Origin of the sequence: Sphingobium salicis subsp. salicis, from assembly GCF_049472635.1 — a bacterium.
Lineage (GTDB): Bacteria > Pseudomonadota > Alphaproteobacteria > Sphingomonadales > Sphingomonadaceae > Sphingobium > Sphingobium yanoikuyae_A.
The window spans coordinates 3,972,501-3,992,926 of sequence record NZ_JAYRCS010000001.1; the positions used below are offsets into that span (position 1 = coordinate 3,972,501).

The 20,426-nt window shown below is 65.7% G+C and carries 20 protein-coding genes; 12 read left to right on the top strand and 8 right to left on the bottom strand.

Features of this window, described 5'->3' with window-relative positions:
- Positions 1-259: 259 nt before the first annotated feature.
- A complete protein-coding gene (locus VHN57_RS19240) occupies positions 260-1,273 on the bottom strand; it encodes an aldo/keto reductase (RefSeq protein ID WP_423284922.1) in 1,014 nt (337 codons plus the stop codon).
- A 191-nt stretch (positions 1,274-1,464) separates the two neighbouring features.
- Between VHN57_RS19240 and cysD the strand changes: the two genes are divergently transcribed.
- The 3 genes from cysD to VHN57_RS19255 are packed head-to-tail and all read left to right on the top strand — an operon-like array spanning position 1,465 to position 5,062.
- Positions 1,465-2,397: a sulfate adenylyltransferase subunit CysD gene (cysD, locus tag VHN57_RS19245; RefSeq protein ID WP_423284924.1), complete on the top strand. Its 933-nt coding sequence runs from the start codon at positions 1,465-1,467 to the stop codon at positions 2,395-2,397.
- Positions 2,397-4,319 carry a sulfate adenylyltransferase subunit CysN gene (cysN, locus tag VHN57_RS19250; RefSeq protein WP_423284926.1) on the top strand — a complete coding sequence of 641 codons (1,923 nt, stop codon included), beginning with the start codon at positions 2,397-2,399 and terminating at the stop codon, positions 4,317-4,319. Before cysD ends, cysN begins: the two co-directional genes overlap by 1 nt.
- A gap of 11 nt (positions 4,320-4,330) precedes the next feature.
- Positions 4,331-5,062 (top strand): 3'(2'),5'-bisphosphate nucleotidase CysQ, encoded by a 732-nt coding sequence (locus VHN57_RS19255; protein ID WP_423284928.1) that lies wholly within the window; start codon positions 4,331-4,333, stop codon positions 5,060-5,062.
- A 140-nt stretch (positions 5,063-5,202) separates the two neighbouring features.
- Here VHN57_RS19255 and VHN57_RS19260 read toward each other — a convergent pair whose 3' ends face one another.
- Together VHN57_RS19260 and VHN57_RS19265 are read right to left on the bottom strand one after the other, a co-directional pair.
- The gene (locus tag VHN57_RS19260) at positions 5,203-6,654 is read right to left on the bottom strand and encodes a carboxylesterase/lipase family protein (RefSeq protein ID WP_278988055.1); all 1,452 of its coding nucleotides are present in this window, start codon (positions 6,652-6,654) and stop codon (positions 5,203-5,205) included.
- A gap of 97 nt (positions 6,655-6,751) precedes the next feature.
- A complete protein-coding gene (locus VHN57_RS19265) occupies positions 6,752-7,312 on the bottom strand; it encodes a TetR/AcrR family transcriptional regulator (RefSeq protein ID WP_037512969.1) in 561 nt (186 codons plus the stop codon).
- A gap of 124 nt (positions 7,313-7,436) precedes the next feature.
- On the opposite strand from VHN57_RS19265, the gene VHN57_RS19270 reads away from it, so the two are divergent.
- The 6 genes from VHN57_RS19270 to VHN57_RS19295 all read left to right on the top strand — a co-directional run bounded on the left by VHN57_RS19270 (position 7,437) and on the right by VHN57_RS19295 (position 12,316).
- A complete protein-coding gene (locus VHN57_RS19270; protein WP_423284930.1) occupies positions 7,437-7,949 on the top strand; it encodes a nuclear transport factor 2 family protein in 513 nt (170 codons plus the stop codon).
- Positions 7,950-8,053: 104 nt separating this feature from the next.
- Positions 8,054-8,875: a TauD/TfdA dioxygenase family protein gene (locus tag VHN57_RS19275; RefSeq protein ID WP_278988051.1), complete on the top strand. Its 822-nt coding sequence runs from the start codon at positions 8,054-8,056 to the stop codon at positions 8,873-8,875.
- A 37-nt stretch (positions 8,876-8,912) separates the two neighbouring features.
- Positions 8,913-9,665 (top strand): SDR family NAD(P)-dependent oxidoreductase, encoded by a 753-nt coding sequence (locus VHN57_RS19280; RefSeq protein ID WP_423284932.1) that lies wholly within the window; start codon positions 8,913-8,915, stop codon positions 9,663-9,665.
- Between the two features lie 67 nt (positions 9,666-9,732).
- Positions 9,733-10,317 carry a TetR/AcrR family transcriptional regulator gene (locus VHN57_RS19285; protein WP_017501865.1) on the top strand — a complete coding sequence of 195 codons (585 nt, stop codon included), beginning with the start codon at positions 9,733-9,735 and terminating at the stop codon, positions 10,315-10,317.
- Between the two features lie 73 nt (positions 10,318-10,390).
- Positions 10,391-11,230, top strand: a complete 840-nt coding sequence (locus tag VHN57_RS19290; RefSeq protein WP_017501864.1) for a TauD/TfdA dioxygenase family protein — start codon at positions 10,391-10,393, stop codon at positions 11,228-11,230.
- Positions 11,231-11,308: 78 nt separating this feature from the next.
- A complete protein-coding gene (locus VHN57_RS19295) occupies positions 11,309-12,316 on the top strand; it encodes an LLM class flavin-dependent oxidoreductase (protein ID WP_423284935.1) in 1,008 nt (335 codons plus the stop codon).
- Positions 12,317-12,325: 9 nt separating this feature from the next.
- Here VHN57_RS19295 and VHN57_RS19300 read toward each other — a convergent pair whose 3' ends face one another.
- The 5 genes from VHN57_RS19300 to VHN57_RS19320 are packed head-to-tail and all read right to left on the bottom strand — an operon-like array spanning position 12,326 to position 16,880.
- Positions 12,326-13,294: an alpha/beta hydrolase gene (locus tag VHN57_RS19300; RefSeq protein ID WP_423286064.1), complete on the bottom strand. Its 969-nt coding sequence runs from the start codon at positions 13,292-13,294 to the stop codon at positions 12,326-12,328.
- A 13-nt stretch (positions 13,295-13,307) separates the two neighbouring features.
- Positions 13,308-14,054 carry a DUF2889 domain-containing protein gene (locus VHN57_RS19305; protein WP_017501861.1) on the bottom strand — a complete coding sequence of 249 codons (747 nt, stop codon included), beginning with the start codon at positions 14,052-14,054 and terminating at the stop codon, positions 13,308-13,310.
- Positions 14,055-14,059: 5 nt separating this feature from the next.
- On the bottom strand, positions 14,060-15,226 hold the full coding sequence (locus VHN57_RS19310) for a thiolase family protein (RefSeq protein ID WP_278986133.1): 1,167 nt from the start codon (positions 15,224-15,226) through the stop codon (positions 14,060-14,062).
- Positions 15,223-15,627 carry a Zn-ribbon domain-containing OB-fold protein gene (locus VHN57_RS19315; RefSeq protein WP_278986131.1) on the bottom strand — a complete coding sequence of 135 codons (405 nt, stop codon included), beginning with the start codon at positions 15,625-15,627 and terminating at the stop codon, positions 15,223-15,225. The genes VHN57_RS19310 and VHN57_RS19315 overlap by 4 nt, the downstream gene beginning before the upstream one ends.
- A complete protein-coding gene (locus VHN57_RS19320) occupies positions 15,627-16,880 on the bottom strand; it encodes a cytochrome P450 (protein WP_278986130.1) in 1,254 nt (417 codons plus the stop codon). The genes VHN57_RS19315 and VHN57_RS19320 overlap by 1 nt, the downstream gene beginning before the upstream one ends.
- 234 nt (positions 16,881-17,114) lie before the next feature.
- On the opposite strand from VHN57_RS19320, the gene VHN57_RS19325 reads away from it, so the two are divergent.
- The 3 genes from VHN57_RS19325 to VHN57_RS19335 are packed head-to-tail and all read left to right on the top strand — an operon-like array spanning position 17,115 to position 20,417.
- Positions 17,115-17,345 carry a ferredoxin gene (locus tag VHN57_RS19325; RefSeq protein WP_017501857.1) on the top strand — a complete coding sequence of 77 codons (231 nt, stop codon included), beginning with the start codon at positions 17,115-17,117 and terminating at the stop codon, positions 17,343-17,345.
- Between the two features lie 22 nt (positions 17,346-17,367).
- The gene (locus VHN57_RS19330) at positions 17,368-18,201 is read left to right on the top strand and encodes a coniferyl-alcohol dehydrogenase (protein WP_214868872.1); all 834 of its coding nucleotides are present in this window, start codon (positions 17,368-17,370) and stop codon (positions 18,199-18,201) included.
- A 5-nt stretch (positions 18,202-18,206) separates the two neighbouring features.
- Positions 18,207-20,417, top strand: coding sequence for an acyl-CoA dehydrogenase (locus VHN57_RS19335; RefSeq protein WP_278986128.1), 2,211 nt, complete (start codon positions 18,207-18,209; stop codon positions 20,415-20,417).
- Positions 20,418-20,426: the final 9 nt, after the last annotated feature.

Genomic DNA, 20,426 nt, shown 5'->3' on the forward strand with positions numbered 1-20,426 from the left:
AAAAGCCCTCTAGGCGGGGCATTTGATTCGGTCAACCGCGAAATTCCGCCCTTTTTGAATTTCCCCTCCGAATGTTGAGAATGCGGCCTCTCCCGATCGCGTGAAAAGCCCGGTCTTTCGGGCATTTCGGAGATTTCACGCGCTTGTAATAAAAATGCGTTTCCGGAACCGGATTGGGCGCCGGGTCCCACGCCTCTCCATCCGAATCCCGATCCTGCTGCGGCAAGAATCGGGAATCAGGGGAGAATCGGTGCGAGAATCAGGCCAGCGGCTCGCCTTCCCACAATTCGGTATCGATCTGCGCCTGCGCATCGCGCGGGTAACGCGGCCCCGACACCGCCCTGAAATCGAACAAGCTGTCGACGCGGTCGAGCAGCGGACGCGGCAGATCGAGCCTGGCCGCCGCCAGATCCTCGTCGAGATGGGCCATGTTGGTCGTGCCGGGAATCGGCACGATGAAATCACGACGGGACAGCAGCCAGGCCAGGCAGAGCTGCGCCATGGTGCAGCCCGCTTCGTCGGCGAGCCCGTTGAGCTTCGTTGCCAACACCAGATTATGGGCAAGGTGGGGTGGCTGGAAACGCGGCATGGCGCCGCGAATATCCCCTTCGGGCACGCCTTGTGGGCCGACCCCGCCGGCGAGCAGGCCGCGACCGACCGGCGAAAAGGCGACGAAGCCGATGCCGAGTTCCGCGCAGGCGTCGAGCACGGCGACCTCCGGGTTGCGACTCCAGGGCGAATATTCGGTCTGCACCGCGGTGATCGGATGGACCGCATGGGCGCGGCGAATCGTCGCCGCCGACATTTCCGACAGGCCGATCGCGCCGATCTTGCCATCCTCCACGCCGCGCACCAGCGCGCCGACCGATTCCTCGATCGGCACCTGCGGGTCCAGGCGATGGAGATAATAGAGATCGATATGGTCGGTCCTGAGCCGGCGCAGCGAATCCTCCAGCACGCGGGTGATCGCCTGGGGTGAGCCGTCGAGGCCGCGCTTGCCGTCAATCTCCGCCAGCACGCATTTGCTGGCGAGGGTGAAATCGGCCCGGCGGTCCATGATGGTGCGGCCCAACAATTCCTCATTGGCGCCGAAGCCATAGAGGGCGGCGGTATCGAAGAAGGTCACGCCGGCATCGAGCGCATGGCGCAGCAGCCGTTCGGCCTCGTCCGCAGATGGGCGCGGCAGATAGGCGTGGGAGAGGTTCATGCAGCCAAGGCCGATGGCGGAAACGGTGAGTGCGCCCAGGCGGCGGGTGGGAAGAGCGGTCGTCATGGGGTGGGAAACATCCTGTCGGTTGGGGCCGTGCATGGCGCAAGAGATAGGTCCGCCTCTCCGCTCTGTCATGCCCTTGGTCATGCCTTCACCCAGCAGGACGAAAGAAGATGGGGTTTACCCGGCTTAATAAAGCCAATCTTGCCCGGCGGGCGCAGCGGGGTCATTCCGACGGCACATTATAGACCCTTATGCCGCCCTGCGGCGCGAGCGAGCCCATGACCCGGAACCTTACCCATCTTCAGCGCCTTGAGGCGGAGAGCATACATATATTGCGGGAGGTAGTGTCGGAGGCGGATCGGCCTGTGATGCTGTACTCGGTGGGCAAGGACAGCGCGGTGATGCTGCATCTGGCCAAGAAGGCCTTCTATCCCTCGCCGCCGCCCTTCCCGCTGCTCCATGTCGACACCACCTGGAAGTTCCGGGCGATGTACGACCTGCGCGACAAGGCCGCGCGCGACGCGGGCATGGAACTGCTGGTCCATCATAATCCCGAGGCGCAGGCGCGCGGCATCAACCCGTTCGACCATGGCGCGCTCCATACCGACATGTGGAAGACGGAAGGGTTGAAGCAGGCGCTCGACAAGTTCGGCTTCGACGCGGCATTCGGCGGCGCGCGCCGCGACGAGGAGAAGAGCCGCGCCAAGGAGCGCATCTTCTCCTTCCGCACCGCCTCGCACGGCTGGGACCCCAAGAACCAGCGGCCGGAACTCTGGAACCTCTATAATGCCCGCAAGGCCAAGGGCGAGAGCATCCGCGTCTTCCCGATCAGCAACTGGACCGAGCTCGACATCTGGCAATATATCCAGCTCGAGGGCATCGAGATCGTGCCGCTCTATTTCGCCGCCCCCCGCCCCACCGTCGAGCGCGACGGCATGCTGCTGATGGTCGATGATGACCGCTTCCCGCTCGCGCCCGGCGAAGTGCCGGTCGAGCGATCGATCCGCTTCCGCACGCTGGGCTGCTATCCGCTCACCGGCGCGGTCGAGAGCGAGGCCAGCACCCTGTCGGAGGTGATCCAGGAGATGCTGCTCACCACCACATCCGAGCGCCAGGGTCGCGCCATCGACAAGGATGCCGGCGGCGCCGGCATGGAGAAGAAGAAGCAGGAGGGTTACTTCTGATGTCCGACGTGATCACACAGGACCCCGTCTACCAGACCGATGCGCTGATCGCGCAGGACATCGACGCCTATCTCGACGTCCATCAGCACAAGACCATGCTGCGCTTCATCACCTGCGGCTCGGTCGACGATGGCAAGTCCACCCTGATCGGGCGGCTGCTCTATGATTCGAAGATGATCTTCGAGGATCAGCTCGAGGCGCTGCAGGCGGACAGCAAGCGCGTCGGCACGCAAGGCGGCGAGATCGACTTCGCCCTGCTGGTCGATGGCCTCGCCGCCGAGCGCGAACAGGGCATCACCATCGACGTCGCCTATCGCTTCTTCGCCACCGAGAAGCGCAAGTTCATCGTCGCCGATACGCCCGGCCATGAACAATATACCCGCAACATGGTCACCGGTGCCTCCACCGCCGACCTGGCCGTCATCCTGATCGACGCGCGCAAGGGCATTCTCACCCAGACGCGGCGCCATAGCTACCTCGCCCATCTGATCGGCATCCGCAACATCGTGCTCGCCGTCAACAAGATGGATCTGGTCGGTTACGACCAGGCCGTGTTCGACAAGATCGTCGCCGATTATGCCGCGTTCGCGCAGAGCATCGGCATCAGCGCCTTCACGCCGATCCCCATCTCCGGCTTCAAGGGCGACAATATCACCGCCCGGTCCGACAACACCCCCTGGTATCAGGGGCCAACGCTCATGGCCCATCTCGAAAGCGTCGAGGTCGATGCCACCACTGCGGCGGCCAAGCCGTTCCGCATGCCGGTCCAGTGGGTCAATCGCCCGAACCTCGACTTTCGCGGCTTTGCCGGCCTGATCGCCAGCGGATCGGTCAAGCCGGGTGACGCCGTGCGCGTGCTGCCCTCGGGCAAGACATCGGCCATCTCGCGTATCGTGACGCTCGATGGCGATCTCGACGAAGCGATCGCCGGCCAGTCGGTCACGCTCTGCTTTGCCGACGAGATCGACTGTTCGCGCGGCGACGTCATCGCCGTGGCCGACAATCCGCCCGAGGTCTCCAGCCAGTTCGAGGCGACCATCGTGTGGATGGATGACGAGGCGATGCTGCCGGGCCGGCCCTATTGGCTCAAGATCGGCACGCAGAGCGTCTCGGCCACCGTCCAGGCGCCCAAATATGTCGTCAACGTCAACACGATGGAGCATCTGGCCGCCAAGACGCTGGACTTGAATGCCATTGGCGTTGCCGAACTGGCGACCGACAAGCCGATCACGTTCGAGCCCTATGCCGATAACCGGACCTTGGGCGGCTTCATTCTGATCGACAAGATCAGCAACCGCACCGTGGCGGCGGGCATGCTCCACTTCTCGCTGCGCCGCGCCCAGAATGTCCATTGGCAGGCGACCGACATCGGCCGCGAGGCCCATGCTCAGCTCAAGAACCAGCTTCCCCGCATCCTCTGGTTCACCGGCCTCTCGGGCTCGGGCAAGTCGACCATCGCCAATGAGGTGGAAAAGCGGCTCGCGCTGATGAACCGCCACACCTTCCTCTTGGATGGCGACAATATCCGCCATGGCCTCAACAAGGATCTGGGCTTTACCGAGGCCGACCGGATCGAGAATATCCGCCGCGTCGGCGAGGTCGCCAAGCTGATGGCGGATGCGGGGCTGATCGTGCTGACCGCCTTCATCTCCCCCTTCCGCGCCGAGCGCGAGATGGTGCGCGAGATGCTGCCCGACGGCGAGTTCATCGAGATCTTCGTCGACACGCCGCTGGAGGTCGCCGAGGCGCGCGACGTCAAGGGCCTCTACAAGAAGGCCCGCTCGGGTGCCCTCAAGAACTTCACCGGCATCGACAGTCCCTATGAGGCGCCCACCAGCCCCGAGATACGGGTCAACACCGTCGAGATGACGCCGGAAGAGGCCGCCGAGCATATCATCCGCAAGATCATGCCGCTCAAATGAGCAACGCAGCCATGACCGACGCGGACCTGGCCGCCCATCTCGCCGAAACCGCCGGCCGCCTGCTGCTGGAGGTCCGCGCCTCGGGCCTGTTCAGCGCCAAGGCGCTCGGCAAGGCCGGCGACCAGACCGCCAACCAGTTCCTCGTCCATGCGCTGCGGGAGCAGCGGGCACAAGATGGGCTGCTCTCCGAGGAGATGGCCTGTGATGGGGCCAGACTTACCCACAGCCGCGTGTGGATCGTCGATCCGGTCGACGGCACCCGCGAATATGGCGAGGCGCGCGCCGACTGGGCCGTCCATGTCGGCCTCGCCATCGACGGCGTGCCGACCATCGGTGCGGTTGCGCTGCCGGGGCATGAGGATGGCATCGTCCTGCGCACCGACCAGCCGCGCGCCATCCCGCCCGCGCCCGAAAAGCTCCGCATGGTCGTCTCCCGCACCCGCCCCGCCCCCCAGGCGGTCGCGGTCGCCGAAGCACTCGGCGCCGAACTGGTGCCCATGGGCTCCGCTGGCGCCAAGGCCATGGCGGTGATCCTGGGACAGGCCGACATCTATCTCCATGCCGGCGGCCAATATGAATGGGACAGCTGCGCGCCCGCCGCCGTCGCACTCGCCCACGGCCTCCACGCCTCCCGCATCGACGGATCGCCGCTCATCTACAACCAAGAAGACACATATATGCCTGACCTCCTCATCTGTCGGCATGAACATGCCCAGATGGTGCTGGGGGCACTGAAGGGCTAGGGGCGATCGACATTCAGATGATGACGTGACGAAAATGGTGGTTTTCCGTGACCCGGAGCGCAGCGTACTTAAAGTACGTGAGCACCGGAAGCGCGGAGAACCGCCATTTGCAGGCCGTCAGGGTTGAATGTCGATTGCCCCTAGGCGCGGGTCGCCAGTCCGGTGCCGACATCGGCGCCCGCCCAGGCGCGCCAACGATCGCCGTCGGGATCGACCGCCACCCGGTCCGCCAGGTCGAAGATCTTCACCGCCGGTCGATCGACATGATAGGCCGGCCAGTCCGGCTCAGGCGCACCATGGCGGACGAAATGGGCGATATGATCGGTCATCCGCCGACCGAGCGCAGCCCGGCGCCCGCGCATCGGCCCGCCCCGCGCAAAGGCGGCGCGCAGGCCGCGCATCGGCCAGGTCAGGGTCAGATCGAGGCCATGGGCGGCGCCGGCGATCGGATGGCGATAGTCGAAGCGATAGAACCAGGTCGGCGCCTGCCCCGACTGGCGATCCGCGAAATGGCGCGTCGGCATCAGGAAGGTGAGATCGGTGGCGAGCGCGCGGCGCCCCGCCTTGTCGCGCGGATAGGTAGCGAGGATGCGCGCGGCATGATCGGCCGGCAATTGCGCATGGAGCAAGGCTTCGAGCGCGGGCCAGCCGGTCGGCAGGATATCGCCGGGCATCAGTTCGAACAGGCGGATTTCCTCACGCGTGGCGCCGGCGAGCAACGGCACCGGCGCGGCCGGCTCGGCCACCGCATCCGCCAGCGAGGCGGGCAGCAGGTCGCCGTCGAACCAGGGGGCGGCAGGAATAGTGCCGGGATTGGCGGCACCGGCCGCGCCCTGCGCCTCGAACAGGCGGATGAGGTCCATGCCGCGCAGCGCGGCGAGATCGGGGTTGCCGAGCGCCACCATATAATCGCGCGCCACCTGTTCGCTGCGGTCGCGGCCATGGATCAGGCTGACGGCCCCGCTCTGCATGATCGCCCCGGCAAAGAGGCCGCGGGCAGCCGGGGCATGGAGCAGCAGCGAGACCGACATGGAGCCGGCCGACTGGCCGCCGACCGTCACCCGCGCCGGATCGCCGCCGAAGGCCGCGACATTGTCGCGCACCCAGGCGAGCGCCGCGATCTGGTCGCGCAGGCCGAGATTGGAAGGGATGCCCGGCACGACCACGCCGAAATTGACGAAGCCCAGCACGCCCAGCCGATAGTTGATGGTGACGACGATGATGTCACCGTCGCGTGCCAGTTCGCTGCCGTCATAGCTATGGCCGCCACCCGCGACGAAGGCGCCGCCGTGAATCCAGACATAGACCGGCAGCGGGCCGGTCGCGTCGTCGGGCACATGGATGTTGAGCGACAGGCAATCCTCGGCAAAGTCGGGCATCGACAGCCGTGCCCGTTTCGCCTGATTGCCATACATTTGCGGACATTGTGGACCGGGACGCGCAGCATCGCGCACATCATTCCACGCGACCGGCGCCTCCGGGGCAGCAAAGCGGTCGGCCCGTGCATAGGGAATGCCGCGCCAGCATCGCACGCCGTTGGCCCGGATGCCGCGGACCGGCCCGGCCGTCGTCGTCACCGTCAATCCGTCCATGCCGCCCCTCCCGTCTTGCGGCGAAGATGCTAGGCGGCGCCGGATGAGGCGCCAACGCACGGGGCGCAGATAGCGGCGGGGCGATGCCCCTGCCCGATCAGGGCTGCATCGACGGGGTGACGACCAGCCGGTCGAGAATTTCCGCCATGCGATCGAGCGGATAATCGGGTTCCTGCTGCAGCCACCAGGCGAGAATCTCGACCGTGGCGCTGACCGCGAAGACGATGCGCAGTTCATCGGGCAGCCAGCCGGCATCATGCGGCCTCTGCTGCGCCAGCTGGCGCGCCTGATCGGTAAATTCCTGCTTGAGCATGGTCGCCGCGCCGCCGGTCAGGAAGGCCGACCAGAGCGCGCGCCGTTCGGCGACATAAGCGAACAGGGTCATGCAGGACTGGCGGGCATCGTCGGCGAACAGGATCGGCAGCGCGCGCTGCAGCAGATCGGCGATCTGTCCCGCCGCCAGATCGTGCAGCAGCGCATCCTTGGACGGATAATGGCGGAAGAAGGTGGCGTAGCCGACCTCCGCCTCGCGCGCGACCTCGCGGATCGTCACCTGATCATAGGGGCGGGTTTCCAGCAGGTGGAGCATCGCGTCGAGCAGCTGGCGGCGGGAGCGCAGCTGGCGCGCGTCGGTCGGCAGATTATCCATCGGGGCCATGGCTTAGGGCCTTCGCACCCGCCTGAACAGAGGGGAGGATCGCCCGGCCGATGATCCGTCCCCGCCCCATTGCCCGGCGCCCCTGCCCGACTAGGGTCCGGCCCGACAGGAGAGGAAGCACGCCATGGACAACCGGATCGAGACGCTGATCGCCAGGGAAGAGATCAGGGAACTGGCCCAGCTCTATTCACGCGGGGTCGACCGGCAGGATTTCGCGCTGATCCGATCGCTCTATACCGACGACGCGACCGACAGCCATGGCGCCTATTATGACGGGCCGATCGACGGCTATGTCGCCTTTCTCGAAGCGTCGCTGCCGCACATGCATATCGGCAATCATTTCGTCTGCAACCATCTGGTCAGTGTCGATGGCGATACCGGCGAAGGCGAGGTTTATGCCATTGCCTGGCACCTGATCCCCGACGGCAAGGGCGGGCTGCTGCACGATATCCAGGGGGTGCGCTATATCGACAGCTATCGCCGCGTCGATGGCCAGTGGCGCTTTGCCAAGCGGGTGGTGAGCTTCGACATGAAGCTGCTGCAACCCGCCGCCGACCATGGCGACACGCCGGTGCCGGTGAATGATCCCAGCTATGCGCTGCGGGCGCCGCTGTTTGCGCGCGGGGCCGGTCGGTAACGGCTTCGCCGCAGCGATGTCGCCGCCGCTTCCTTGACAGTCAAATCAACAATCCTGTTGATGATAGCCAAGAAGAGCGGCGCGACAGGCGCCCGCTGGAGCGGATGATGGCCTTTTCGACGATCGACCTGACCGCGCGCATCGGCACCGAGATCCGGACCGACGCGGCAACCCTGGTGTCGGGCAAGCATGCCCACACGATCCTGGCGCTGTTGCAGCAGCGCGGCGTACTGATCGTGCGCGGGCTGCACATGAGTCGCGAAGATCAGCTGGCCTTTTCCCACACGCTGGGTCGGGTCCAGCCGCAGGGCGAAGGCGGCATCTTCAAAGTCACGATCGACCCGAAGGAAAATCCGGGCGCCGAATATATCAAGGGCGCCTTCTTCTGGCATATCGACGGAGCGAGCGACGACGTACCCAATTTCGCCGCGACGCTGAACGCCAAGTCACTGTCCAGGACCGGCGGCAGCACCTATTTCGCCAACACCTATGCCGCCTGGGACGATTTGCTCGACGAAGAGAAGGCCGCCTATGACGGGTTGCGCGTGGTCCACAGCTTCGAGACGTCGCAGCGCTATGTGAACCCCGAACCCACCGTGGCGGAACTGAATTTCTGGCAGATGCGCACGCCCAAGGTCCATCCCTTGGTCTGGACCCATGAAACCGGCCGCAAGTCGCTGGTGCTGGGGTCGACCGCTGACCATATCGAAGGGATGGATCCGGCGCAGGGCCGCGTGCTGCTGTCCAGGCTGCGCGAATGGGCGATCCAGCCGCAATTCGTCTATCGCCATGACTGGACGGAGGGCGACCTGCTGATCTGGGACAATAGCGGCACGATGCACCGGGTCGATCCCTATCCGCTGGAAGAGAATCGCATGATGCACCGCACGACGATCGAGGCGATCGAGCAACTGGTCGGCGCCTGAAAGCGACACCGAAATTGACATATAGGAAGGAATTGCGATGACGAGGTCTCTCAACGGCCGCACGGCCGTGGTCACGGGTGCGGGTTCGGGCATTGGCCGCGCGATCGCGCTGCGCCTGGCCGAAGATACGGCGAAGATCGCGGTGTGGGACATTAATGGCGAGGGCGCAGCCGAGACCGTCAGGCTGATCGAGGCGGCCGGTGGCACTGCCATCGCCATCACCGCCGACTGTTCGGACAAGGCGGCGATCCATGCGGCGGCGGAAGAGACACGCGCCAAGCTGGGGCCGATCGCCATCCTGGTGAACAATGCCGGCATCGCCCCCTTCACCCCGTTCATGGACATTGACGACGACCTGTTCGACAAGGTGATCCACATCAACCTGCGCGGCCCCTATCTGCTGACCAAGGAAGTGCTGCCCGACATGCTGGCCGCCGGCTGGGGTCGGGTGATCAACATCACCTCCTCCTCGGTCCAGTCGGGCTCCTTCGCCCAGGGCCATTATGTCTCGTCCAAGGGTGGCCTGATGGGCATGACCAAGGCGCTGGCGCTGGAATTCGCGCCGAGCGGCGTGACCTTCAACATGGTGCCGCCCGGCTTCATCGATACGCCGATGCTGCGCGCCGCGCCGATCGACGCCGACGCCTTTGCCCAGACGCTGCCGATGAAGCGGATCGGCAAGCCCGAGGATATCGCCGCCGCCTGCGCCTATCTGGCGTCGGAAGAGGCCAGCTACATCACCGGCCAGACAATCAGCACCAATGGCGGCCGCTATATGGGGTCGCATTAACAGGGCCGCATCTGGCGATGAGAGCCGGGACGCTTGCATGGGCGGCCCGGCCATTTATGCTCCAGCCATGGTCCAGAAACGTCGCGTCGGCGCCGAAAGCTCCGAAACCCGCGCCCGGATCGTGGAGGCCACCGAACAGGTGATCCGCGACGAAGGCTATGCCGCCGCCAGTTCGCGCCGGGTGGCGCTGCGCGCCGAACTGCCGCCCTCGCTGGTCCATTATTATTTCCCGACCACCGACGACCTGCTGCTGGCGGTGTTCCGCCGCGGCGCCGAACAGAGCGACGCGATGATCGAGGCGGCGCTGACCAGCGCCGATCCGGTGCGGGCACTGTGGCGCTTCTTCTCCGACCCCAGCCGCAACGCGCTGGCGATGGAATTTGTCGCCATGGCCAATCACCGCAAGGCGATCCGCGCCGAGATCGCCCGCCACAGCGAAGCGATGCGAGATCGCCAGGCGCAGTTGATGGAGCAGTTGCTGGGCGATCGACTCGCCGATCACAAGGTGACGGCGGCGGGCCTCAGCCTGTTGCTGGCCGCCGTCGGCCGCACCCTGGTGATGGAAGCCGACATGGGGGTCGCGAGCGGGCATGGTGACGCGCGCGCTTCGGTCGAGGCGCTATTGGACGAATTGCTGCCGCCCGAAAAATGAGAGGCATTGACTTTTCCATGCAAGCATGTTGAACATGTGTTCAAACGCGCAGGGATGCATAGGAGAGCAAGGCATGTCCGCCACCACCATTACCCGTTTCGTGCATGAAGATATCAAGCCGAGCATCGGCAGCCGCATCCTCAACAGCAAGGAGGAGCTGCTGGCCGGCGAGCTGGCGCCGCAGATTCGCGAGTTGCTGGAGCAGCGCGGCGTGCTGGTCTTCCCGAAGATCGACTTCACCGACGAGGAACAGATCGCCTTCACCAAGACGCTGGGCGCCTTTGCCCCCGAGCATCGCGGTGGCGAGGAAATCCACAAGATCACCCTCGACGTGAAGGAAAATCCGCAGAGCGCCGAATATCTCAAGGGCTCGCTCTACTGGCATATCGACGGCACGATGAACGATGTGCCGATCCTCGCCTCCTTGCTGTCGTGCAAGGTGCCCGCGACCTGGGGCGGCAATACCGGCTTCTGCAACACCTATGCCGCCTATGAGGCGCTGACCGACGAGCAGAAGGCGGAGTATGAGAAGCTGCGCGTGATCCACTCGGTCTGGGCGACGGTCTTCTATTATGAGCCCGAGCCCAGCCTCGCCAAGCTGAAGGGCATGCGCCAGGTCGGCGAGAATGAGCTGCCCCTGGTGTGGAACCACAAGTCGGGCCGCAAGTCGCTGGTGCTGGGCTGCACCGCCCAGCGGGTCAAGGATCTCGATCCCTATGACAGCGCCGAAATCCTGGTCGGGCTGCGCGAATGGGCGACCCGCGAGGAATTCAGCTACAGCCATGAATGGAGCGTCGGTGACCTGGTCATCTGGGACAATACCGGCACCATGCACCGGGCCGAGAAATATGATCCCGACTGCAACCGCATGATGCACCGCACCAAGCTGCAGGGCGAAGAACCCTTCGAATAAGGATCGGCCCCACGGCCTTTCCACGCCCGCCGCCCAACCGGGTTGGCGGGCGTTTTGCCCTGCCCTCGGAGCATCGTCATGAGCACCCCGCTGACCTTCGGCTATCTCTATGATTTCCGGAACCCGCCCCAATGGGAACGGCGCCCGGCCGATCTCTATGCCGAGATACTGGACTTCGTCGCCTGGAGCGAGACGGCGGGCTTTGCCGGTGCCTGGGTGCCCGAACATCATGGCGCGCAGGATGGTTACATGCCCGCGCCCAATGTCGCGCTGGCGGCGATCGCGGCGCGCACCAGCCGGATCAGGCTGGGATCGGCGATCGCGCTCGCCCCGCTCTATCATCCGGTCCGCTTTGCCGAGGAATGCGCGGTGCTGGATATCCTGTCCGACGGCCGGCTGGAGATGGCACTGGCGATCGGCTATCGCCGCCGCGAGACCCAGGCCTATGGCGTCGATTTCGGCAAGCGCGGCGCGCGCTTCGACGAGTTTCTGGAAATCGTCCAGCGGTTATGGGCGGGCGAGACGGTCGATTTTACCGGGCAATATTACAGCATCGCCGGCGCAACCCTGCGCCCGGCCGCGCCGCGCGGCCGCATCCCCCTCTATATTGGCGGCTTTGCCGAAAAGGCGCTGGCGCGGGTGGCCAGATATGCCGACGGCTATTTCGGCAATGAGGAGGTGTGCGGCCTCTATGCCGACAAGCTGCGCGCCGAGGGGAAAGACCCGGCCGCCGCGCGAATCCGCATCCAGAGCCTGTTCACCCTGGTCGCCGAAGACCCCGAGGCGGCGATGGCGGAGATGGCCCCCTATTTCCACCATGTGAACGAGACTTACGGCGCATGGCTGGCCGAGGATCAGGCGTCCGGCATCGACAAGGTGGCGCTGAAACCCATGTCGCTCGACGCCTTCAAGCGCAGCGGCATCCTGCAGATCCTGGCCCCCGACGCGGCGATCGACCATTTCCGCGCGATGCAGCAACGCATCAATGTCGAGCATATCATGATGATGCTGCCGCCCGGCCTGCCGCCGGCAAAATTCCAACCCTATGCCCAGTTGTTCGCCGACAGGGTGATGCCCGCTTTCTGAAGGGCGGCGTCAGTTCCCCTGCAAGGCGCGGCGCAGCGCCGCGAGGCGCATCGCCTGGAGCGCCTGCATCTGCGGCGTATCGGCGCCGGCCAGGCCGAAGCCATGATAGGCGCCGGGCGTGACATGGAGTTCGACTGCGATGCCGAGCGTCATAAGCCGGCGGGCGAAGTCGATATCCTCCTCCAGAAACAGGTCGAGCGCGCCGACGCTGATGAAGGCGGGCGGCAGGCCGGACAGGTCGGGGCAGCGGGCCGGCACGGCGTCGGTCGGGACATGATCGGTTCCCGCTTCCTGCCCGAGCAGCGCGCCCCAGCCATAGCGGTTCTGCGCCGGGGTCCAGACGAACCGGCCGGTGACGGGGTGGAGCGGTGCGCTGCTGCCGGTGCGATCGTCCAGCATCGGCGCGTCGAGCAGCATGAAGCAGATCGGATAGGCGCCAAGGTCGCGGGCATGGATCGCCAGCGCCACGGCATGGCCGCCGCCCGCGCTCTCACCGCCGACCGCGATGCGGGTCGGATCGATGCCCAGCGCGTCGGCCTGTTCATGCAGCCAGCCGAGCGCGGCGTAGCAATCGTCGCGCGCACCGGGGAACGGGGTTTCGGGCGCCAGCCGATAATCGACCGACAGGACGACACAGCCCAGCTGCGCCGCCCACGCCCGGTTGGACAGATCGCTCATATCGGCCATGCCGAGCACGAAGCCGCCGCCATGGATATGGAGATAGGCCGACCGCCGCGCATCGCCTTCCCCCTCAGCCGGGCGATAGAGCAGGCAGCGCACATCGGGCGATCCGGGCGCGCCGGGCAGGAAGACTTCTTCCCGCTGCACGGCGGCCAGCGCTTCGGGCATCGGTTCGGCCGGGCGGGTGGCGAAGGGCTGGCGGAAGGCGGCGATCGTCTGATCGCTGAGGTCGAGCGGCGGGAAGAGGTCGAGCGCCGCGCGCAATTCGGGGGCCACCAGTTGCCGCGCCTCGTCCATCGTCCCGTTTCCTCTATTGAGCGTCGCGCGGCCGGTCATAGGCGGCGCCATCGAAATGGTCGAGCGGCACCAGGGGTTCGGCGGTGAAGTCGATCACCCGGCCGACGCGGATCGCATGGACCGCATTTTCCGGCTGGAAGGTGAAGCAGTTGGGCGGCACGCGGGTCGCGGTCGATTGCCGCTCCATCGGTATCAGCCGGCCATTGGCGAGGATCGTGCCCCATTGCAGCAGCCGGGCCGCCTCGCGCCGGGGTTCTTCCAGCGCATCGATCCACGGCCGCAGCTTCATCAGCGACTGGCCGGCAATGTCGGCTGGCGCGGTCATGACATGGCTGCGATGGGCGACCTGCAGCAGCGGTACGCCGTCGCGGCGGATTTCCGCCACGGCCTCGCCCTCTATCGGGTCGCAGGCCAATATCTCGTAGCGGGTCGGCGCTGCGTCACCAGCGTGCGCCGCAGCCAGCACGGCCAAGTCGTGCAAATGGGTGCAGTTCGCCTTCTTCTCGCCGCGCGCGGCCGCCTCAGCCAGCACGACACCGGTGAAGGTCGCCTGCAGCACCGTCGGCGCGCCCGGACAGGTGGTCCAGGGCACCCGCTCCATGATCGCGTCGACGCCGCTGATGCGCGCGCCGTCATGGTGCAGGATGACGGCCATGCTGTGATAATCATCCTCGACCGCGGCGGTCACCCGGCCCGGCAGCGGCGTCACCAGAAAGCGACGGCGAAAGCCGGGCAGCATGTCCAGCATGCCGCTGTCCATCGCGATCAGTCCTTCGCCAGCAGCAGCGCCGCCGCCATGGGGCCGCCACCCGATGTCGCCACAGCCACCTTCGGGTCGCCGGCGATCTGCCGTTCGCCGCCCTCGCCGCGCAACTGCACCACCGATTCATAGGCGAATCCAAAGCCGTGCAGCCGTCCCCAGCCAAGCTGGCCGCCGCCGGTGTTCATCGGCAGTTCGCCGTCGAGCGCGATGCGCTTGCCCTCTTCGAGGAACTGGCCGCCCTCGCCAACATCGCAGAAGCCCAGCCCTTCGAGCCAGGTGATCGGCTGGAAGGCGAAGCCGTCATAAAATTGGACGGTATCGACATCCTTGGCGGTGTAGTCCGTGTTCTTCCACAGGTCGCGCCCGGTCGGATAGGCGCTCGCCCATTCGGCCTGGTCCCAGCTGTAGCGTTCGACCGATCCGGCGCTGGCGGCGATGCGGATCGGGGTCGTCTTCACCTCGTCCAGCGCATCGCCCGCCGACACGATCAGCACGGTCGAGGCATCGGTGAAACGATCGCAATCATAGAGGCAGAAAGGCGAACTGATCATCCGCGCCGCCATATACTCGTCCATGGTCAGCGGCTTCCTGACGATCGCGCGCGGATTGCGCGCGGCATTGGCATGATCGTTCAGCGCCACCTGGGCGAGCTGTTCGCGGGTCAGGCCATAGCGCTTCATGTGGCGCATCGCGAAGTGCGCGGTCCAGTTGGCGGCCGAGAAGGCGCCGAAGGGCGAGACCCATTGCGAATTGCCCGACACATCCTTGCGCCGTTCCATCGGCGGAAATTCGTCGGGGCGGGCCAGCGCCGCCGCTTCATAGACGGTGCGGAAGCACAGGACATGGCGGGCAAGGCCGGCCTTCACCGCCATTGCCGCCTCGGCGATCGCGCCCAGCTGCGCCGTCGCCTCCGCCGCGCCGATATGCCAGCGGGTGTTGAGCCCCAATATCTCGATCACATCGTCGGCACTGACCGGCGAGAAGCCGAGAAAGGTCGACATCTTGCCGGGATAGGTGGCGACGCCATCGATCTGGTCGAGCGTCAGGCCGGCATCGGCGATCGCCTCGCGCACGGCGTCCAGCGTCAGGCCCAGCGGCGACCGGGTCAGCCGCACGCCAACCTCCGACATGCCGATGCCGGTGATATAGGCTTCGCGCGCCATGCTCATGCGACCTTCTCGAACAGGGGGAACCAGATGCCGTCCTGCTCCTCGAAGGTGACGCGGACGCGGTCATCCATGTCGACGGCATCGACCGGGCAATTGACGATATTGGTGGTCAGATAGACGCCCGGCACGTCGTCGAGCCGGACACGGGCGATGACGAAGGGCACCTCCATATCCTTGGCCCAGGCCTGATAGTTGATCGTATAGGTATCGACCGTGCCGGTGCCGGCGACCGCATGGGGGCCGACATTTTCCGACTGGCAATGGCGGCAGATCTCGCGCGGCGGATGGGTGAACTGGCCGCAATCGTCGCAGCGGGTGATGTTGAGCTTCCCCTCCGCCCCGCCGGTCCAGAAGGCGCGATTTTCCCGATCGAGGCGCGGGCGCGAACGTTGCCAGACCATCAGACGTCCCAGACCAGGTTCAGGCTTTCGATGCCGATCACATGGCCGCCATGGAAGACCGTGGGCTTGGCCGGATCGAGCCGGAATTCGGGGAGACGCGCCAGCATCTCCTCATAGAGAACCTGCAATTCGACGCGCGCCAGGTGGGAGCCCAGGCAGCGATGCGGGCCGACGCCGAAGGCGATGTGAACATTGTTCTCGCGATCAAGATCATAGCTGTCGGGCTGCGGGAATTCCTTCGCATCCAGATCGGCTGCGGGCAGGAACAGCTTGAGCATATCGCCGGGCATCAGCTTGGCCCCGGCCAGTTCGGCGGGCTTCTTGATGACCCGCATCGGGACTGTGAAGGTATAGCGGCGCAGCATTTCCTCGGCCGCCTCGGCCACCAGCTTGGGCTCGGCCCGCAACTTGGCCTGCAATGGCAGATCGAGCGCCAGGCCGCGCATGGCCAGGCCCATGCCGTTCATCACCGTGTCGAGGCCGGCGATGAACAGCAGCACACCATAATTCTCCATGTCGGCAAGCGTGCTCGGCTGGCCGTCCACCTCCAGCTTCCACAGCATGGAGATGATGTCGTCCTTCGGATTATCCCTGCGCTCCAGCACGGTATCGCGCATCGCTGCGGCAATGCGTTGCAAGCGGCGCATGGAGCCTTCGCGATCGGTATCGATCGCCTCCATATGCTCCTTCACGATCTGGCGATATTCCGGCAGCCGTTCGAGCGGCAGGCCCAGCATCTTGAGAAAGACCTGCACCGGCAGCGGCTCGGCCACCGTGCTCATGAATTCGCATTGGCCCTCGGCCTTGATCGCGTCGATCAGCTCACCCGCCAGTTCGCGGATGCTGTCCTTCAGGGCCGCGATCGTCTTGGGCGAGAAGACCTTCTGCAGCGGCTGGCGATATTTGGTATGCTCGGGCGGATCGAGCGTGATCGGGATCGGCTGCGGAATATGCGGCGCGCCCGGCGGCAGCGAGGCGAGCAGCGCCTTCATCTTGTCGGCCGGCACGAATTCGCTGGAATAGGTCTCAGTGTCGCGCGACGCCTCATAATTGGCGGCATGGGTCAGCGCGACCCAGCCGCCGCCATTGCGCGGCGTCCAGAAGACCGGCGGCGCCGTCTTCAACAGGTCGAGGATGCGCGCATGCGGATCAGCCAGCAGGCCCGGATCGGCATGGACATCGAAATCATAGACGAGCGCGTCGGGCACATGGGCCGGCTGTGGCGCGGCGGGGCTCAAGGTGGCGTGGGCCATGATTCTCTCCGTCTTCCCTGCTGGGGCGGGCGCGTGCAGGACGCGTCCCTTCTTGTCGGACCCGTTTTGCCCGGCGGCCCGGCAAAGGCAAAGGGGCTGGGTGCGGTGATGCCAGATAACGCACCGACGATCCGCGCCGCGGCTCCGTATCGCGATGGCGATTGTGCCCGGCGCCACGTTGATCGGGGCCGTAATCTCCTTTCTAAGGAAGGTCAGAATAGCCGGAGAGGGCAGATGAGAATCCGCATCGAAAAGTCAGGCTGCGTGGGCAATGCCCGCTGCGCCGCCGTGTCCGAGGACATGTATCCGCTGGATGAGGACGGCTATATCGCGACCGAGGGTTTCGATGTGGCAGATGGCCAGCAGCAGACCGCCAAGCGCGGCGCGCGCGCCTGCCCCGAACGCATCATCGTCGTCGAGGAAGATGATGGCAGCATCAGCTGGCCGCCCAAGGCCAAGGCATAATCAGAGAATCCGGGAGAGCGAGATGAGCGACATTTTGGGCTATAAGGGCAAGCGCGTGATCGTGAGCGGCTGCTTCTCCGGCATGGGGGAGGCGACCGCCAAGCTGCTGCTGGAGCTGGGCGCCGAGGTTCATGGCCTCGACTTCAGGGACAGCAGCCTGCCGCTCGCCTCCTTCACCAATGTCGACCTGCGCGATCCCGCCTCGATCGAGGCGGCGGTCGCCGGCATCGGCGGCAAGGTGGATGCGCTGTTCAACTGCGCCGGCCTGCCCCAGTCTTTCCCGCCGCTCGACGTCATGAAGGTGAACTTCATCGGCCTGCGCCACCTGACCGAACAGGTGCTGCCGCTGATGGGACCGGGCGGCGCGATCGCCAGCATCGCCTCCACCGGCGGCCTGGGCTGGAGCCGCCGCATCCCGACCAACATGGAATTCGTCACCACCAAGGGCTATGACGCCGCCGTCGCCTGGTGCGAGGCGCATCTCGAGGACGTGGTCAAGGAAGGCTACAGCTTCTCCAAGGAGAATGTGATCGTCTGGACCCAGTTTATGGGCGCGCATCTCATCAAGAAGGGCATCCGCATCAACTGCACCCTGCCCTCGCCCACCCAGACGCCAATGATGGCGACGTTCGAGGCCGCGTCCGGCAAGGATGTGGTCGCCGCCGCCGCCGAACCGATGGGCCGTTACTCGACCCCGGCCGAACAGGCGGGCGGCATCGTCCTGCTGAACAGCGATCTGGCCGGCATCGTCAATGGCGTGGTCTTCCCGGTCGATGGCGGCTTCATGGGCGGCGTCGCCACCGGCCAGGTGGACCTCAGCGTCATGATGCGGCGTTCGGCGCCCGCCGAGGCCTGACCCCCATGAATTTCGACCTGACCGACGATCAGGAGATGATGCGCGACATGTTCGCGCGCTTCCTGGACGAACATAGCAGCATGGCGCAGGTCCGCGCCGCCGCGCCGACCGGCTTCGACCCCGCTTTGTGGCAGGGGCTGGCGGAGCTGGGCGCGCTGTCGATCCGCGTGCCCGAAGAGGCCGGCGGGCTGGGCCTCGGCCTGTTCGACGCGACCATCCTGATGGAGGAAGCGGGCCGGACGCTGGCATCGGGGCCGCTGGCCGAAGCGCTGGTGGCGGCGCGCTTGCTGGCCCAGCTGGGCGGCGAGGCGACGGCCGACCTGCTCGGCCGGGTGCTGGCGGGCGATGCGGTCGCCAGCTTCGCCTTCGAGGATGTCGCGGACACGCCCGTCCAGTGGATCGGCGGTGGCCTGGTGGCCGAAGCCGTGCTGGCCCGGTCGGGCGAAGACATCATCCTCGTCACCGTGCCCGCAGAGGCACGCAAGGCGGAGGATAATCTTGCCTCCACCCCGATCGCGCAGATCGACCTGTCGGCGCATCCGCGCACGGTGCTGGCATCGGGTGCCGAGGCGCTGGCGACCTTCGCCGCCGGGATCGAGGAATGGAAGCTGCTGATCGCCGCCGGGCTGGCCGGCATCGGTCGCGAGGCATTGAAGCTTGCCGCTGCCTATGCCTGCGAGCGCAAGCAGTTCGACCAATATATCGGCCAGTTCCAGGCCATTTCCCATCCGCTGGCCGACATATTGTGCGAAATCGACGGCGGCAAGTTCCTGGTGTGGAAGGCGATCCGCGATCTGGCCGACGGCGCGCCCGAAGCCGGCGGTGCCATCTCGATCGCCGCCTGGTGGAATGCGCAGAGCGCGGCCAAGGCAGTGGCGCAATCGCTCCACACCTTCGGCGGCTATGGCCTCACCACCGAATATGACATCTTTCTCTATAATCTGCGCGCCAAGGCCTGGCCGCTGATCGGCGGCGATCCGCAACGCTGGCTCGACGAGGCCGGCCGCCGGCTCTACGCCGCTGAAGCCGCCGCCCTGCCCGACGCCGGGCCGATGCCGGTCGATTTCGACCTGGGCGAAGCCGCGCAGACGATCAAGGACGAGATCGACGCCTTCTTCGCCGCCAATGTGACGCCGGATATGCGGGCAACCTTCCACTATAGTTGGGAGGGCTATAACCCCGAACTCAACCGCAAGCTGGCGGCGCAGAATCTCCTCTATCTCGGCCTGCCCAAAGATGTCGGCGGTCGTGGCCTGTCCGCCTATGAGAAGACGGCGGCGATGGATGCGTTCGAGGAGCAGGGATATAACAACCCTGCCGCCAATGTGACGCAGATGGTGTCGCTCATCATCCACCGCTTCGGCACCGAGGAGCTGAAGCAGGCGGTGCTGCCGGAAATCATGCGCGGCGAGGTGATCTGCTCGCTCGGCTATTCCGAACCCGGATCGGGCTCCGACGTGTTCGCCGCGCAATGCCGCGCGACGCAGGAGGGCGATGGCAGCTGGCGGATCGACGGCACCAAGATGTTCACGTCGGGCGCCAACCTGTCCACCTATGTGCTGATGCTCTGCCGCACCAATCCGGATGTGGCCAAGCATAAGGGGCTCACCATGTTCATCGTGCCGCTGAAGGCCGATGGCGTCACGGTGCAGCCGGTCCACACCTTCCAGGACGAGCGCACCAACATCACCTTCTATGATGGAGTGCGCATCCCCGACAGCTGGCGGCTGGGCGAGATCGACGGCGGCGTGCGCACCATGAGCGCCAGCCTGGAGCTGGAACATGGCGGCGGCTTTGCCAAATATCAGCGCAAGATGCTGCAGGCCGGCGAAGCGCTTTGTCGCGAACTTATCCACAGGGGCAAGCCGCTGATCGAGGATGGTGGCGCGCAGGCGCGGCTGGCCCGCACCGCCGCCAATCTGTGGGCGTCGGAGCTGATCACCTATCGCGCCCAATGGGTGATGTCGGAAAAGAAGCCGAACCATGCCTATGGTCCGATGGCCAAGATGTTCAGTTCGGAGAAGTTCCTGAGCGACGCGCGCGACCTGCTCGATCTCACCGCCCCGGCCTCGCTGTCCAAGCGCAAAGGGCCGGCGGAGGAGATCAACATGTTCTATCGCCACGCCCAGGGATCGACCATCTATGGCGGCACCAGCGAGGTGCATCGCAGCATGATCGCGGAAAAGGGCCTGGGCCTGCCGCGCACCCGCGCCTGAGGAAGATCG

What these genes read in the sequence shown, in the direction of transcription:
- VHN57_RS19240 (WP_423284922.1), bottom strand. Translation starts at nt 1,273, where the DNA reads ATGACGACCGCTCTTCCCACCCGCCGCCTGGGCGCACTCACCGTTTCC.
- cysD (WP_423284924.1), top strand. Translation starts at nt 1,465, where the DNA reads ATGCCGCCCTGCGGCGCGAGCGAGCCCATGACCCGGAACCTTACCCAT.
- cysN (WP_423284926.1), top strand. Translation starts at nt 2,397, where the DNA reads ATGTCCGACGTGATCACACAGGACCCCGTCTACCAGACCGATGCGCTG.
- VHN57_RS19255 (WP_423284928.1), top strand. Translation starts at nt 4,331, where the DNA reads ATGACCGACGCGGACCTGGCCGCCCATCTCGCCGAAACCGCCGGCCGC.
- VHN57_RS19260 (WP_278988055.1), bottom strand. Translation starts at nt 6,654, where the DNA reads ATGGACGGATTGACGGTGACGACGACGGCCGGGCCGGTCCGCGGCATC.
- VHN57_RS19265 (WP_037512969.1), bottom strand. Translation starts at nt 7,312, where the DNA reads ATGGCCCCGATGGATAATCTGCCGACCGACGCGCGCCAGCTGCGCTCC.
- VHN57_RS19270 (WP_423284930.1), top strand. Translation starts at nt 7,437, where the DNA reads ATGGACAACCGGATCGAGACGCTGATCGCCAGGGAAGAGATCAGGGAA.
- VHN57_RS19275 (WP_278988051.1), top strand. Translation starts at nt 8,054, where the DNA reads ATGATGGCCTTTTCGACGATCGACCTGACCGCGCGCATCGGCACCGAG.
- VHN57_RS19280 (WP_423284932.1), top strand. Translation starts at nt 8,913, where the DNA reads ATGACGAGGTCTCTCAACGGCCGCACGGCCGTGGTCACGGGTGCGGGT.
- VHN57_RS19285 (WP_017501865.1), top strand. Translation starts at nt 9,733, where the DNA reads ATGGTCCAGAAACGTCGCGTCGGCGCCGAAAGCTCCGAAACCCGCGCC.
- VHN57_RS19290 (WP_017501864.1), top strand. Translation starts at nt 10,391, where the DNA reads ATGTCCGCCACCACCATTACCCGTTTCGTGCATGAAGATATCAAGCCG.
- VHN57_RS19295 (WP_423284935.1), top strand. Translation starts at nt 11,309, where the DNA reads ATGAGCACCCCGCTGACCTTCGGCTATCTCTATGATTTCCGGAACCCG.
- VHN57_RS19300 (WP_423286064.1), bottom strand. Translation starts at nt 13,294, where the DNA reads ATGGACGAGGCGCGGCAACTGGTGGCCCCCGAATTGCGCGCGGCGCTC.
- VHN57_RS19305 (WP_017501861.1), bottom strand. Translation starts at nt 14,054, where the DNA reads ATGGACAGCGGCATGCTGGACATGCTGCCCGGCTTTCGCCGTCGCTTT.
- VHN57_RS19310 (WP_278986133.1), bottom strand. Translation starts at nt 15,226, where the DNA reads ATGAGCATGGCGCGCGAAGCCTATATCACCGGCATCGGCATGTCGGAG.
- VHN57_RS19315 (WP_278986131.1), bottom strand. Translation starts at nt 15,627, where the DNA reads ATGGTCTGGCAACGTTCGCGCCCGCGCCTCGATCGGGAAAATCGCGCC.
- VHN57_RS19320 (WP_278986130.1), bottom strand. Translation starts at nt 16,880, where the DNA reads ATGGCCCACGCCACCTTGAGCCCCGCCGCGCCACAGCCGGCCCATGTG.
- VHN57_RS19325 (WP_017501857.1), top strand. Translation starts at nt 17,115, where the DNA reads ATGAGAATCCGCATCGAAAAGTCAGGCTGCGTGGGCAATGCCCGCTGC.
- VHN57_RS19330 (WP_214868872.1), top strand. Translation starts at nt 17,368, where the DNA reads ATGAGCGACATTTTGGGCTATAAGGGCAAGCGCGTGATCGTGAGCGGC.
- VHN57_RS19335 (WP_278986128.1), top strand. Translation starts at nt 18,207, where the DNA reads ATGAATTTCGACCTGACCGACGATCAGGAGATGATGCGCGACATGTTC.